Here is a 14,350-nt window from a genome sequence, read left to right as displayed (position 1 = left end):
TAATCAAGTCTTGCGGGGGCATGTCAACCTGGGGCACACATCGCGAGGCGGCGGACACCGTCCGACAGAGGGGGAGGCTTATGAGCACGTCCAGGATCAAAGCCTATGCGGCGTGCCTGATCGCGAGCGGGGTGAGCGCGCAACTCGCCGCGCAGCAGATCGAATGGCCGTCCTCGCGCATCGCTCACCCCAAGCAGGCGACGATCGGCCCGCACAACGCGGTGTTCCTTGCAGGCTCCGATGAGGTGCGGCATCTCGCGCAAGGCTACGTGGCTGGCGAGGCGCTGCCCGCGACCTCGCAATGGACGCTGCGCATGTGGATCAAGCCGACGCGGGACGCCGACGGGCGTATCGTGCTGGCGGCTATCGGCGCGCCGGACAGCGCGGCCGGCCGGCAGTTCGCGCTCGACGACGGCCGCCCGGCGTTCGAACTGGGCGGTGTGCGGATCAGCGCCACGGCCAGGATCGCGGCGGGTCGCTGGCATCTGCTCGTCGCGAGTGTGGACGGCGGTGCGGTGCGCTTCTTCGTCGATGGCCGGCTTGTTGGCACACGCGGCATCCAACCACCGCCCGCAGAGGCCGTGGTGGTGATGGGACCGCGTCTCCCCGGCCGGCCCGGCTTCGCGGGCCATATCGCGGGGCTTACGCTGGAGCCGGTCTCACGCACCGGCGCCGAGATCGCGGCGCTGGGCAAAATCGCTCCCGACGACGCCTTGACGCGGTTCGAAGATGCCAGCCCGTCGTGGCCGCTTCAGGTAAAGACGCAATATGGCCTCGCCGCGCCGCAACCCGCGTGGGAACTGCCGGTCGCGAAGGCGCCGCCCGCGCGCGGGGTGGCGAAGCCCGCGTCGAGCGCGCCGGCGCTCGAAGCCCTGGGTGACGGGCGCTATACCGTCAACGGCTGGCGCCTGATCGACGCGCCGCATGCGGTGGGCGACGGCGCCGCGATCTCACGGCCGGGCTTCGACGCGCGCCAATGGTATGTGGCGACGGTGCCCGGCACCGTGCTCACGACGTTGGTCGATCGCGGCGTCTATCCCGACCCGACGATCGGCCTCAACAACATGGCGATCCCGGAAAGCCTGTCGCGGCAGGCATATTGGTATCGCACCGAATTCACGCTGCCGGCGGGGCCCGCGAAGCGGCTGACGCTGACCTTCAACGGCGTCAACTACGCGGCGCAGGTCTGGGTCAACGGCGTGCCCGTCGGCGACGTCACGGGCGCGTTCATCCGGGGCCGGTTCGACGTGACCGACCGGCTACGGCCCGGCGAGCGCAACAGCATCGCGGTGCGCGTGTCGCCGCCGCCGCACCCCGGCATCGCGCACGAACAGTCGCTCGCCGGCGGACGCGGCGACAATGGCGGCGCGTTGATGAGCGATGGCCCGACCTTCGGCGCGAGCGAGGGGTGGGACTGGATACCGGGCGTGCGCGACCGCAACACCGGATTGTGGCAGGACGTCGAACTCGCCGCGACCGGGATGGTGACACTCGGAGACCCGGCGATCGCCACCCGACTGCCGCGCGCCGACAATGCGGTCGCGGAGGTTTCGATCACCGTGCCGGTCACCAACCACGGGTCGGCGCCGACGCAGGCGACGGTACGTGCGGCCTTCGATGACGTGGCGGTCGAGCGTACGCTCACCGTCGCCGCCGGGGCGACCGAGACGGTGCGGTTCGTACCCGGCGACTTCCCGCAACTGAGCGTCGCGCACCCCCGGCTGTGGTGGCCCAACGGCTATGGCGACCCGGCCCTGCACCGCCTGCACCTGAGCGCCACGGCGGACCACGCCCTGTCCGACCGCCGCAGCCTCGACTTCGGCATGCGTAGCGTGACCTACGAACTCGCATCGCTCGACAAGGACGGGGCGCTGCGGCGGGTGCTGGTCGATTCCGCGCGTGCGCGCGACCTCGGCACGCCGGTGATCGACGAGCGGCACGCGGCGTTGCGCAAGGTGCGCGGCGGCTGGGCGGATTCGCTGATGCCGGGCGCGGAGACCTCGCCCGCGATCCAGACGCTGCCCGACGATCCGCTCGGCACGCAATTGGTGCTGCGCGTGAACGGCGTGCGGATCGCCGCGCGCGGCGGCAATTGGGGCATGGACGACATGCTCAAGCGCGTCGCGCCGGACCGGCTCGATCCCTATTTCCGGCTCCACCGCGAGGCCGGCATGAACATCATCCGCAACTGGATGGGGCAGAGCACCGAAGAAGCCTTCTACGCGCTCGCCGATCGCTACGGGTTGATGGTGCTCAACGATTTTTGGGAATCGACCCAGGACGGCGACGCCGAGGCGCAGGACGTGCCGTTGTTCGTCGCCAACGCGCGCGACGTGGTGCGGCGCTACCGCACGCATCCGTCGATCGTGCTATGGTTTGGCCGCAACGAAGGCGTGCCGCAACCGGCGCTGCAAACGGCGTTGCAGGACATGGTGTGGCAGGAGGATGGAACGCGCCTCTACAAAGGCAATTCGCGGATCATCAACCTCGCCGGATCGGGCCCTTACGAATGGCATCCGCCCGAGGACTATTTCACCAAATATCCGCGCGGCTTCGCGGTCGAGGTCGGCACCGCGAGCTTCCCAACGCTCGAATCGTGGCGGCGCACCGTGCCCGCCGCCGATCGCTGGCCGATCAGCGACACCTGGGTCTATCACGACTGGCATCAGGAGCGGGGCGTCTCGATGGCGAGCTTCATGCGCGCGCTGGAGACCGAATTCGGAGCGCCGCGCGATCTCGCCGATTTCGAGCGTAAGGCGCAGATGCTCAACTACGAATCGTACCGCGCGATCTTCGAGGGATTCGCCGCTGGTTTGTGGACGACCAACAGCGCGCGGATGCTGTGGATGACGCATCCGGCGTGGCCGTCGGCGGACTTCCAGATATATTCTTCCGATTACGATACCCATGCCGCTTTCTACGGCACCAAGAAGGGCGCCGAGCCGGTCCACGTCCAGATGAACCAGCCCGATCGGCAGGTGACGATGGTCAATACCACGCGTGACGGGCTGAGCGGCGTGAAGGTCGTCGCGCGGGTGACCGATCTCGCCGGCGCGGCGGTTCTGTCGCGCGACGCGACCGTCGATCTGCCGGCGAACCGGACGGTGGCGGCGTTCGCGCTGCCGATCGAAGCCGCGCTGACGAAGGGGCCGGTGCTGATCCGGCTCGAAGCGTTCACACGCGACGGCACGATGCTGTCGTCGAATTTCTATTGGCAGTCCGCGCGGCCGGCGGATCTGAAGGCGCTCGCGTCGATGCCGCAGGCGACGCTGCGGGCGTCGGTTCATGACGAGACCGGTGCGGAGGGCGAACGCGCGGTGCGCGTCGATCTCGTCAACGCCGGGCCGACGCCCGCGTTGCAGGCCAAGCTCACGCTGTTCGACGCGAAGGGCGAGCAAATCCTGCCCGCCTATTTCAGCGACAATTATGTCTCGTTGCTGCCTGGCGAGAGCCAGCGCGTCACCGTGCGGTATCCGCGGCTGCGCGGCCCCGCGACGGTGCGGCTGCGCGGCTGGAACCTCGCCGATACGATGGTGGCGGGCGCCGGCACCTGAGCGCTGCTACACCAGCGCCGATACGGCGAGCGTGAGCGCCAGCGCGATCACCGAGATCAGCGTCTCGCAAACCGTCCAACTGCGGATCGTGTCGGCGACGCTCAGCCCGAAATATTCCTTCACCAGCCAGAAGCCGCCGTCGTTGACATGGCTGAGGATGACCGATCCGGCGCCGGTCGCCACCACGAGCAATTCGGGGCGGATGCCGGGACTGGCGGCGGCGAGCGGCGCGACGATTCCGGCCGAGGTCGCCATCGCGACGGTGGCGGAGCCGGTCGCGACGCGCATCAGCGCGGCGATCAACCAGGCCAGCGCGACGATCGGCAGATGCGCGGCGGATGCCGCCTGAATGATCGCCGCCGATACGCCGCTGTCCGTCAGGATCCGGCCGAAGCCCGCGCCCACGCCGACGACCAGGGTGATCATCGCGGTCGGCGCGAGGCATTCGTTGGTGAATTTCTGGATGATGTCGATGGTCATGCCGCGCGCGAGCCCGAGCGTCCAATAGCTGACCAGCACCGCGATGAGCAGCGCGGCCACCGGCGTGCCGACGAAACGAAGCGCGCCGTCGAGCGCGGAGCCCGGCGTCGCGACCGCCGCGGCAAGGCTCCCGGCCAGCATCAGTGCCACCGGCAGCAACAGGGTGAGGAGCGTGGTCGCGAAGCCCGGCAACGCGCGCGCCGCGCCCGCGTCGATCGGGTCCGCCACGGTGGCGGTGGACGGCGCGAGCCGTCCGACCACCAGCCGCGCGTATAGCGGGCCGGCGATCGCGGCGGTCGGTATGCCGATCACCAGCGCGAACAGCACGGTGAGGCCGACATCGGCGTGATAGGCTTGTGTCGCGAGCATCGCGGCGGGGTGTGGCGGCATCATCGCATGCACCACGGACAAGCCCGCCGCCATCGGCAGCCCGACCCGCATCGGATGCTGGCCGAGCCGCCGCGCGACGGTGAAGACGATCGGCACGAGCAGCACGAAGCCGACCTCGAAGAAGACCGGCAGGCCGATGATGAGCGCGACGGTCATCATCGCCCAATCGGCGCGGCGCGCGCCGAAAAAGCCGATCACCGTATCGGCGATCCGTTCCGCGCCGCCCGATTCGACCATCATCTTGCCGAGGATGGTGCCGAGCCCGACGACGAGCGCGATATGGCCGAGCGCGCCGCCCACGCCCGCTTCGAAGGTCTTGACGATGGCACCGGCCGGAATGCCGGCGGCCAGCGCGAGCCCGAGCGAGACGAGGATCAGCGCGATGAACGGGCTGAGCCGCACCCGCACGATCAGCGCGACCAATATCGCGACCGCGCCGATCGCCTCGAGCAGCAGCGGGCCGCCGGTCGTCACTTAGGGCTTCTTCCAGGCGACGCAGTCGACCTCGACCTTGCAATCCACCACCATCTGCGAAACCACACAGGCGCGCGCCGGCGGGTTGGCGCCGAAATATTCGCGGAACACGCGGTTGAACGACTGGAAATCGCGTGCGTCGTCGAGCCACACGCCGCAGCGCACGACATGCTCGGGCCCGTAGCCGGCTTCGGCGAGGATCGCGATGACGTTGCGGATCGCCTGATGCGATTGCGCGACGATTCCGCCCTCGATCACTTCGCCATCGACCATCGCCACCTGACCCGAAACGTAGAGCCAGCCATCGGCCGCCACCGCACGCGCGAACGGGAGATGTTGTCCGCCGGTGCCGGTGCCGCCTTCGACGCCGTAGCGCTTTATGCCGTCAGTCATATTCTTGTCCTTCGTTATGAATGAGATGCCGCGTCTCGCCGCAGCAAGCGTCCGCCGCGCGCGCCGGTCGGCCCCTGCGCCGACAGGGTGTGGACACCGTTGACCCACACTTCATGGATTCCAGCGGACGGTTGTTCCGGCGCGTCATAGGTGGCGCGGTCCGCAATGCGGGCGGGATCGAACAACACGAGATCCGCCGCATACCCTTCGCGGACATAGCCGCGCGCCGCCAGGCCGAACCGGTCGGCGGGCAGGCCGGTCATCTTGCGGACCGCCTCGGCGACCGAGAAGAGGCGGCGCTCGCGCGCGTAATGGCCGATCACGCGCGGGAAACTGCCCCACAGCCGGGGGTGCGGACGCGGATCGCACGGCAACCCGTCCGAGCCGACCATCGTGAGCGGGTGCGCGAGGATGCGATCGACATCCTCCTCCGCCATGCAATGATAGACCGCGCCGGCCGGCTGCAAGCGCCGCGCGGCGGTGCGCAGATCAGTGCCCCAGTCGGCGGCGATATCCGCGAGCATCCGACCGGCCTGGCCCGGTTCCGGGTGCGACCAGGTGATCTTGATCGGCGTCTCGGGCACGACTTGCTTGAGGTCGAGCGTCGAGGAACTGGCGGTATAGGGATAGCAATCGCAGCCGACCGGATGATCGGCGGCAGCCGTTTCGAGCCGCGTCAGCATCTCGCGGCTGCGGCCGTACTGGCGGACGCCCGCGCATTTCAGGTGCGACACGACGACCGGCGCGGCGGCGTGCCGGCCGATCGCGAACGCTTCATCGAGCGCGGCGACGATTTCCTCCCCCTCGCTGCGCAAGTGCGTGCAATATACGGCGTCGCGGCCCCGCAACGCCTCCGCCAGTTCCATCACCTCGGCGGTGGGCGCGGCATTGGCATTGGCGTAGGCGAGGCCGCTGGACAATCCGAAGGCACCGGCATCGAGTGCCGCGTCGAGATCGCGGCGCATCGCGGCGATCTCGCCGACCGTCGCGGCACGGTCGAGCCGGTCCATATGCCGCGCGCGCAGCGCGGTGTGGCCGACCAGCGCCACGACATTGGTGGCGGGCCGCGCCTGATCGACGGCCTCCGCATAAGCGGTGAAATCGGCGTAGCGGAACTGCGCCGCGGGGCCGAGCAGGACGAGCGGATCGGCCAAGTCGCGCGCGGTGTCGAACGGCGTGCTGGCGCTGATGCCGCAATTGCCGACGACGACGGTGGTGACGCCCTGTGTCGTCTTCGCGGTCATCTCGGGCGCGGCGATGACGACGAGGTCGTCATGGGTATGCGCGTCGATGAAGCCGGGCGCGAGCGCCAGGCCGCGCGCATCGAGCGCACCGTGGGGGAGGATCGCCGCGCAGGGGCGGATCCCGGCGATGACGCCGCCTTCAAGGGCAACGTCGGCGCGGAACGGCGGCTGGCCGCTGCCGTCGAAGATGTCGGCGCCGGCGATGGTGGTACGTGTCATTCCGGCCCCCAGGATCAGATCCGCATTGTCACGCCGTCGCCAGATAATGTAAACAAATTTCTTTAAGGGAGACCCGCCGTGGACGATCACCGCTTCGAACTGGACAAGGGCGTCGGGCGTGGGACGATGGTCTGGGATTTGCTGGCCGGCGACGTGCCGTTCCCCGCCGCCGTGCTCAACGAGCGGCGGATGCGGCACAACCTCGGCTGGATGCGTGCTTTCATCGATGCGTACGGGCTGTCGCTCGCGCCGCACGGCAAGACGACGATGGCGCCCAAGCTGTTCCAGCGGCAGCTCGATGCGGGGGCGTGGGGGATCACCGTCGCGACCAGCCAACAGGCGGAGGTGGCCGCCGCGCATGGGGTGCGCAGGATTTTGATCGCCAATCAGATCGTCGGCGCGGCCAACCTTGCCGCCGTCGCCGATCTCGCCGCGCTGCCGGGGATGGCGCTGTTCTGCATCGCGGATTCGGCGGCGGGGGTCGCGCTGCTCGGCGCGGCGTGCCGCCGGCGCGGGGTGGTGTTGGACGTTCTGATCGAACTCGCTCCCGAACCGGACCAGCCTGGTTTTCGCACCGGCGTGCGCGATGCGGCGGGGCTGGACGCGGTGCTTGCGGAACTGGAGCGTTGGCGCGGGCATCTGCGGTTGTCGGGCGTGGAGTTTTACGAGGGCGTTCTACCCGACGAGGGCGAGGTACGGCGCTTCGTGCGGCGTGCGGCCGCGACGACGACGCGTTTGCTGGCGGAGCAGCGGTTCGACCGTACGCCCGCGATCCTCTCCGGCGCGGGGTCGGCGTGGTATGACGTGGTCGCGGACGAGACCGCGCCGCTCGCGCGGAGCGGCGCGGTCGAGATCGTGTTGCGACCCGGCTGCTACATCAGCCACGACGACGGCCTGTATCGCATCGCGCAGGAGCAGATCCTCAAGCGCAACGCCGTCGCGCCGCGCTTCGGCGAGGCGCTGTTGCCGGCGCTGCGCATCTGGGCGGTCGTGCAGTCGCTGCCCGATCCCGCGCGCGCGATCATCGCGATGGGCAAGCGTGACGTCGCGTTCGACGCGGGGATGCCGCGCCCGGCGACCCTGTTCCGCCCCGGCCGCGACGATCGGCCCGGCGATGCGCCGCCGCATTGGGCGGTGACCGGCCTGATGGACCAGCACGCCTATCTGACGATCGCGCCGGAGGACGACATCGCGGTGGGCGACGTGATCGCGTTCGACATCTCGCATCCATGCCTCACCTTCGACAAATGGCGTCGGTTGCTGGTGGTGGATGACGATTATCGCTGCACCGAGGTGATCGAGACGTTCTTCTGAGCGCCCGCGGGCGGCGCGCGCCGCCGCCCGCGCGTGGTCACGCCTTGGTGGCGGACGGCGGGCGGTCCGCCTTCGCGGTGCCGAAGCGCGATGGCGCCGCGCCCATCACGAATTCGAGCGTGCCGCCGGCGATGAGGTCGCGGTGGGCGATCCAGTTGCGCGTCCACGGCCGGCCGTTCCAGCGCACCGACTGGACGTAGGGCCGATCGGGCGCATTGCCGATGGCGTTCACGCGCAGCAGCTTGCCGGCCCCGACACGAACCTCGGCCGTATCGAACAACGGCGCGCCGAACACATAGACGCCGGTCGTCGGATCCACGGGGTAGAAGCCCAGCGCCGAGAGGATGAACCAGGCACTCATCTGCCCGCAATCGTCGTTGCCGATCACGCCGTCGGGATCGTCCTTGTACATCTCGACGCACAGCCGGCGCACCATCGCTTGGGTCTTCCACGGCGTGCCGACGAAGGCGTAGAGATAGGGCGCATGTTGGTCGGGTTCGTTGCCGTGTGCATATTGTCCGACCAGTCCGGCGATGTCGGGCGGCGCGTTCGCGGGCAGCGTCGAGGGTGCGTTGAAGAGCGCGTCGAGCTTGGCCTCATAAGCCGCATCGCCGCCGAAATGCGCGATCATGCCGTAGATGTCGTGCTGGTTGAGAAACGTCGCCTGCCAGCCGTTCGCCTCGGTATAGTCGCGCCAACGCGGCTCGGGCATATGGCCGAGCTGAACCGGGTCATAGGGTGCCCACCAGCTTCCGTCGGCGAAGCGGGGCCGTGCAAAGCCGATCTTCGCGTCGATGACGTTGCGCCAGTTGCCGCTGCGCTGGCGCAAAGCGGCCGCATCGGCCTTCGCGCCGGCCGCGTCCGCGAGGATCGCCATCGCGTGATCGTCATAGGCATATTCCTGCGTGCGGCTGACCGATTCCTTCACCTTGTCGGCGGGGACGTAGCCGAGCCGGAAATAGGGTTCCCGGCCGAGCGTGGCGCGGCTGTCCTTGAACCCCGGATCGAAGGCATGTTTGCGGATGTTGGGCCAGGCGGCGGCATAATCGGCCGGGATGCCCTTGCGATATGCCTCGGCGAGCACGACCACCGAATGCGTGCCGTTCATGCAACCGGTCTCGAACCCCTGGAGCGGCCATGTCGGCGGGCCATAGGGGCTTTGCTGCGTCTGGCGAATGAGGTCGTGAACGAAGCGCTGGGCCATGTCGGGGCGCACCAGCGTCATCAGCGGGTGCAGCGCGCGATACGTGTCCCACAACGAATAGGCGCTGTAGGCGCGTTCGCCGGCGGGCAAGGTACGGACCTGCTGATCGAGCCCGACATAACGGCCATCGCGATCGCTGAACAAGGTCGGCCCCATGAAGGCGTGGTAGAGCGCGCTCGCCATGATCGTGCGCTGTGCCTGGGTGCCGCCGGAGACGCGGACGCGGTCGAGCGTCTCCGCCCAGGTCCGGCGCGCGGCGGTGCAGGCGGCATCGAACGCCCAGCCGGGCGCCTCCGCCAGCGCATCGCGCGCGCCCGCCACGTCGACCGCCGAAATGCCGGTCTTGACGAGGATCGGAGCGCTTCCGGCATCGTCGAAGAACAGCGCGACCTTCAGCCGGTGGCCCGATACGCCGCGCGCGCCCGCCGGGGCGGCGGTGTCGCCGTCGCCGAAGAACTGCACGCGGTCCGGCTTGCGCGAAAGGTGCATCGCGAAGTGGATGTGGCGGCCCTCCGCCCAGCGGAATACCTGGCGGCTACCGCTCAGCATGCCATCCTCGCCAAGGGCGAGCGACGCATTCTCGATGCGGATCGGCTCGTCGGCGCTCTCCTGCTTGCAATGCGCGAAGTCGATCAGGATATGCCCGGCGCCGGCGGGGAAGGTGTAGCGGTGCAGCCCGGTGCGTTCGGTGACGGTCAACTCCGCGAGCACGCCCGATTCGAGTTTGACGCGGTAATAGCCGGGCTCGGCATGTTCGCCGGAATAGCGCTGGCGATAGCCGGCGGACGGGTTTTCCGGCGTGCCGGCTTGCAGCTTGAGCGGTCCGCGCGTCGGCACGACCAGCACGTCGAGCATGTCGCCGATACCGGTCCCCGACAGATGCGTGTGCGAAAAGCCCATGATCGAGCGATCCGACTGGTGGTAGCCGGAACATGCGTCCCAACCCGCATTGTTGGTGTCGGGCGAGAGCTGGACCATGCCGAACGGCATCGTCGCGCCGGGGAAGGTGTGGCCGTGGCCGCCCGAGCCGACGAACAGATCCGGCTCGGTCGCGGCCGGTGACTGGGCGCGGCCGACGCCGGGGATGGCGGCGGCAAAGGCGGCGAGCGCGGAACCCCCAAGAAGCTCGCGACGGTTGGCACGGATCAAGCGAATGTCTCCTTGGAGATTTGCGGTCAGAAGGTTTGCGCGAGCAACGCGGGGCGGCGGCGCTCGAGATCGAGGATCAACTCGCCGAACAGGCCGTTCGCCCAGGCGAACCATGGCCGCGAATAGCGCGTCGGGTCATCGCGGTCGAAAGACTCGTGCATGAAGCCGGTGCCGGCGTGGGTGGTCTTCAGCCACGTCAGGCACTGCCGGATCTCGCGGTCGTCGTCGCTCGTCATCGCGCGCGCGATGATCGACATCGGCCAGATCATGCCGAGGCCCTTGTGCGGGCCGCCGATGCCGTCGGCCGCCGCGCCCGTGAAGAAATAGGGATCGCGCGCGCTCCACGCCAGCGCACGGGTGCGGCGGTACAGCGGGTCGTCGCGCCGCGCAGCCCCGAGCAACGGCAGCGCCGACAGGCTCGGTATGTTCGCGTCGTCCATGAAAAGCGCGTTGCCGAAGCCGTCCACTTCATAGGCCCAGACCGTCCCGCCCGCGCCATCCGACATGCGGCCATGCGACCGCAGCGCCGCGTCGACCGCATCCGCCAGCGCGCGGCAGTCGGCGGCGGCGGCCGTATCGTGCCGGGCCTCGGCATGAACCTGCGCCAGCATCCGCAGCGCCGCCACCGCGAACAGGTTCGAGGGGATCAGGAAGGGGAGCGTGCAGGCATCGTCCGACGGGCGGAACATCGAATGGATCAGCCCGACCTTGCGGGTCGGCGCGCCGACACCCTTCAGCATCAGCGTCTCGGTGGCGTGGCGGTTGACCCGCTCGAACCGGTACGGGCCGTCGCCATGCAACCGCTGCTGCGCGCGCATCGTCGCCACGGCGCGCGCCATCGCCTGCGACCAGAGCGCGTCGAAGGGCGTCGTGTCGCGGGTCGCCGTCCAATAGGCATGCGCGAGCCGCATCGGATAGCACAGCGAGTCGAGCTCCCATTTGCGTTCCGCGACGCCGGGTTTCATCTCCGTCAGATCGTCGATCGCGCCGAGGTTCGATTTCGCGCTCGGATCGGCCATGAAGGCGTTGGCATAGGGGTCGATCAGCACGCAGCGCGCCTGCCGTTGGATGACCCCCTGGAACAGCCGGCGCAGATCGGCGTCGCGCGGCGTGAGGTGGACGTAGCTCTGTAGCTGGGCGGAGCTGTCGCGCAGCCACATCGCCTCGATGTCGCCGGTGATGACGAACGTATCCGGCTTGCCATCGACCGTACCGGGGCGGACGGTGGTGTCGAGCGTGTTGGGATAGCAATTCTCGAACAGCCACCCGATCTCGGAATCGGCGATGCGGGCGCGCACCCGGGCGATCTCCTGCTCGACGGCGCGGCTGATGAAGCGCCGCTCGCCCGGCGGCGGACGGCGCGTCGGGCGGATCGTATCCGCCGCCTGTGCCGAGGCGATCGGTGCCAAGGGCGCCAACGCGCCGATGGCGAGGAGATCGCGACGGCTGATCCAAGCTGACGGTCCGCTCGGTGCTGGCGCCACGATATTCCCTCTCTTGCCTTGCGCGGTGGCGGATGCGCGACCGCGGCCGCCCCGGCGCGATCCGCCGAAGAGACCGGCAACCCTTGGATGGGCTGCTTCGGTGCCGAGGCTAGGACCAGCCCGCCGCTGGATCAAGCATATTTAATAAAACAATTTTTGTTTAGGTGGCGCGTTGCGTGTCCTAGGCTTAGGATCGACAACGTGGAAAGGTGGATAGATACGCGCGTCGGCCCGGCAGAGGGTGCTGGTACGGGGCGTCGAAGGGGCAGTGCGATGACGATGGACATGCAACGGGATGCTCCGCGCGATACGCGTGGCGCGCGGCTGGCCGTGTCGCTTTCGGGAACCAACCTCGCGCGCGCCAGCGACTATAACCAGCGTGTCGTGCTTCAGGCGATCCGATCGAGCAGCGAGACCACGCGCGTCGAGTTGAGCCGCATGACCGGGCTGACCGCGCCGACCATCGCCAACATCACGCGCCGCCTGATGGATGCCGGGCTGGTCAAGGAGATCGGACGGTTGCAGGGGCCGCGCGGTCAACCGGCGATCCGCCTCACGATCGATGCGCTCGGCTGCGTCGCGATCGGGCTCAACATAGATCGCGATCACCTCACGCTGGTGGCGCTCGATCTCGCCGGGCAGGTCCGTGGCCGGATTTCGCGCGACATCGCGTTCGCGCTCCCCGAGGATGTCGTGGCGTTCGTGGCCGACGGGCTCGACCCGTTGCTGGCCGAGGCGGGCGTGGGCCGCGACCGCGTGCTCGGCGTCGGCGTGACGCTGCCGGACGATCTCGGCAGCATCGCCTTGCCCGGCCGCCCCGAAACGTATGAGCGCTGGGCCGAGCTTTCGGTCGCGGACCTGCTCGCGCCGATGTTGCCGTGGCCGGTGCTGGTCGACAACGACGCCGCCGCCGCCGCGATCGGCGAGGCGCAATCGGGCGCGGGGCTGGGGCTGGCGAGTTTCTTCTACATCTTCATCAGTTCGGGGCTCGGCGGCGGGTTGATGATCGATCGGCATTACGTCGAGGGGGCAAACCGCCGCAGCGCCGAACTCGGCCTGCTCCCCGATGTGACGAGTTCACGGCCGGGCGCGCTGGTGCAGGATGTCGTCTCGCTTTCGGCATTGATGCAATATCTCGCGCAGGCGGGGTGCGATATCGACAGCCCATCGCGCATCGATCCTGCCGATCCCGCCGTCAAGCGCGTCATCGACCGGTGGGTCGAGGATGCCACGCGCGCGCTGATCGCGCCGATCGTCAACATCAACTGTTTGATCGATCCGCACGCGATCATCATCGGCGGCCGGCTGCCGGACTTTCTCGTCGATGATCTGATCGAACGCCTCACGGCGCGCTTGGCCGAGATGCGCCTGCCGGCCGTCGCGCCGATTTCCCGCGCCGCGATGGCGGGCGACGCGTCCGCGATCGGCGCCGCCATCCTCCCGTTCCTTGATCAACTGCTGCCGTCCGACGCGATCCTCATGCAGGCGGGCCGCGCGGCCTGACGCAGCGGAGCGATGGTGGCGGAACGACCGCTATGTAAGCGGGCGTTTTTTCACGCTGGACGGGATTGGCCGAAGCTGCTGTGCCCCCGTTATGGGACGCCGAGTTCCTCGATGGGTACGCGCACCTCGATAAGGCGCCATACGACCGCGCCCGGACGGGGTTCGGCTACGCCCTCCGAAAACGTTGCCTCTCCGATCAGCAGCTTGTTGAACTCCTCTCCGCAAAGAGCGCCCGCCAAGGTTCCCTGGGGCCCCAGTCCGAAGGTGCCGCCGCCTTCTCCCTTGACGGTGGCGATCTTGTTCCCGAGTTTCAGGGCCGACAGATTTTCGTAAATCAGTCCGTCCGGGTCGATGAACTCGACCAGCCAATTCTGGGTCTTTTTCTCGCCCATGTACTTCCGCGCGTAGCTCGCATTGGGCGCGATACCGAGATAGCCATTATCCTGCGGCATATCGACGGTGACGTTCAAAGCCTTTTTCAGCGGGTTGGCGCCCTTTTTGCCCTTCTTCTCCTTCGCCTGTTTAACGGCCTCTTCGGCGGATATCTGCGTGGCGGAAGGACGCAGGTCGGAAGGAGTGAGATGCAGCTTCCCGTTCTGCACGAGGTGACGGAACTCATATTTGTCCATCGCCCGATACCAGTGTCTCGCCTGGTCCGCTTTCACGCCGTCCTCGGGGCCATTGTTGTACTGGCGCTCCTCGATGACGGCCATTGGCATCTTGCCACCCGTGACGCGCTTCGTGCTCAGCGCACCGGCGGCGACGTACTGCCTTACCTTATTGTCTATCTCGTCGGTGCTAGCAGCGAACGTCGCGCCGATGATGTGGTTCTGGACGCCTGTGGCGGTTACGCTGTTCGGCATTGTAGGGCGGCTCCGACGGTTTTGCGGCGGTCTTAGCCCCGTCTGCCGACCGTTTGATTGCGGAGTTCCGCTTTGTTGT

Annotated in this window: 9 protein-coding genes; 3 read left to right on the top strand and 6 right to left on the bottom strand. The window is 68.3% G+C overall.

Annotated features, from left to right (window positions below):
* Window positions 1–80 precede the first annotated feature (80 nt).
* Window positions 81–3,554, top strand: coding sequence for a glycosyl hydrolase 2 galactose-binding domain-containing protein (locus PX554_RS07065; RefSeq protein ID WP_275500189.1), 3,474 nt, complete (start codon window positions 81–83; stop codon window positions 3,552–3,554).
* Window positions 3,555–3,560: 6 nt separating this feature from the next.
* Here the strand turns inward: PX554_RS07065 and PX554_RS07060 are convergent, their stop codons facing one another.
* The 3 genes from PX554_RS07060 to PX554_RS07050 are packed head-to-tail and all read right to left on the bottom strand — an operon-like array spanning window position 3,561 to window position 6,754.
* A complete protein-coding gene (locus PX554_RS07060) occupies window positions 3,561–4,898 on the bottom strand; it encodes a GntT/GntP/DsdX family permease (protein WP_275500185.1) in 1,338 nt (445 codons plus the stop codon).
* Window positions 4,899–5,291, bottom strand: coding sequence for a RidA family protein (locus PX554_RS07055; protein ID WP_093223153.1), 393 nt, complete (start codon window positions 5,289–5,291; stop codon window positions 4,899–4,901).
* 14 nt (window positions 5,292–5,305) lie between these two features.
* Complete coding sequence (locus PX554_RS07050; protein WP_275500183.1) at window positions 5,306–6,754, bottom strand: N-acyl-D-amino-acid deacylase family protein; 1,449 nt, start codon at window positions 6,752–6,754, stop codon at window positions 5,306–5,308.
* A gap of 78 nt (window positions 6,755–6,832) precedes the next feature.
* On the opposite strand from PX554_RS07050, the gene PX554_RS07045 reads away from it, so the two are divergent.
* Window positions 6,833–8,068, top strand: coding sequence for an amino acid deaminase (locus PX554_RS07045; RefSeq protein ID WP_275500181.1), 1,236 nt, complete (start codon window positions 6,833–6,835; stop codon window positions 8,066–8,068).
* Window positions 8,069–8,105: 37 nt separating this feature from the next.
* On the opposite strand, the gene PX554_RS07040 is transcribed toward PX554_RS07045, so the two are convergent.
* Window positions 8,106–10,421: a GH92 family glycosyl hydrolase gene (locus tag PX554_RS07040; protein WP_275500179.1), complete on the bottom strand. Its 2,316-nt coding sequence runs from the start codon at window positions 10,419–10,421 to the stop codon at window positions 8,106–8,108.
* Between the two features lie 26 nt (window positions 10,422–10,447).
* Entirely contained in the window at window positions 10,448–11,905 is a 1,458-nt protein-coding gene (locus tag PX554_RS07035) for a glycoside hydrolase family 125 protein (RefSeq protein ID WP_275500174.1), read from the bottom strand.
* A 273-nt stretch (window positions 11,906–12,178) separates the two neighbouring features.
* Here PX554_RS07035 and PX554_RS07030 point away from each other — a divergent pair, with 273 nt between their 5' ends.
* Entirely contained in the window at window positions 12,179–13,408 is a 1,230-nt protein-coding gene (locus PX554_RS07030) for an ROK family transcriptional regulator (protein ID WP_275500173.1), read from the top strand.
* A gap of 89 nt (window positions 13,409–13,497) precedes the next feature.
* Here the strand turns inward: PX554_RS07030 and PX554_RS07025 are convergent, their stop codons facing one another.
* Entirely contained in the window at window positions 13,498–14,271 is a 774-nt protein-coding gene (locus PX554_RS07025; protein ID WP_093223160.1) for a hypothetical protein, read from the bottom strand.
* Window positions 14,272–14,350: the final 79 nt, after the last annotated feature.

Source organism: Sphingomonas pollutisoli, from assembly GCF_029167165.1.
GTDB classification, from domain to species: Bacteria; Pseudomonadota; Alphaproteobacteria; order Sphingomonadales; family Sphingomonadaceae; genus Sphingomonas; species Sphingomonas pollutisoli.
This window is presented reverse-complemented; position numbering and strand designations above follow the sequence as displayed.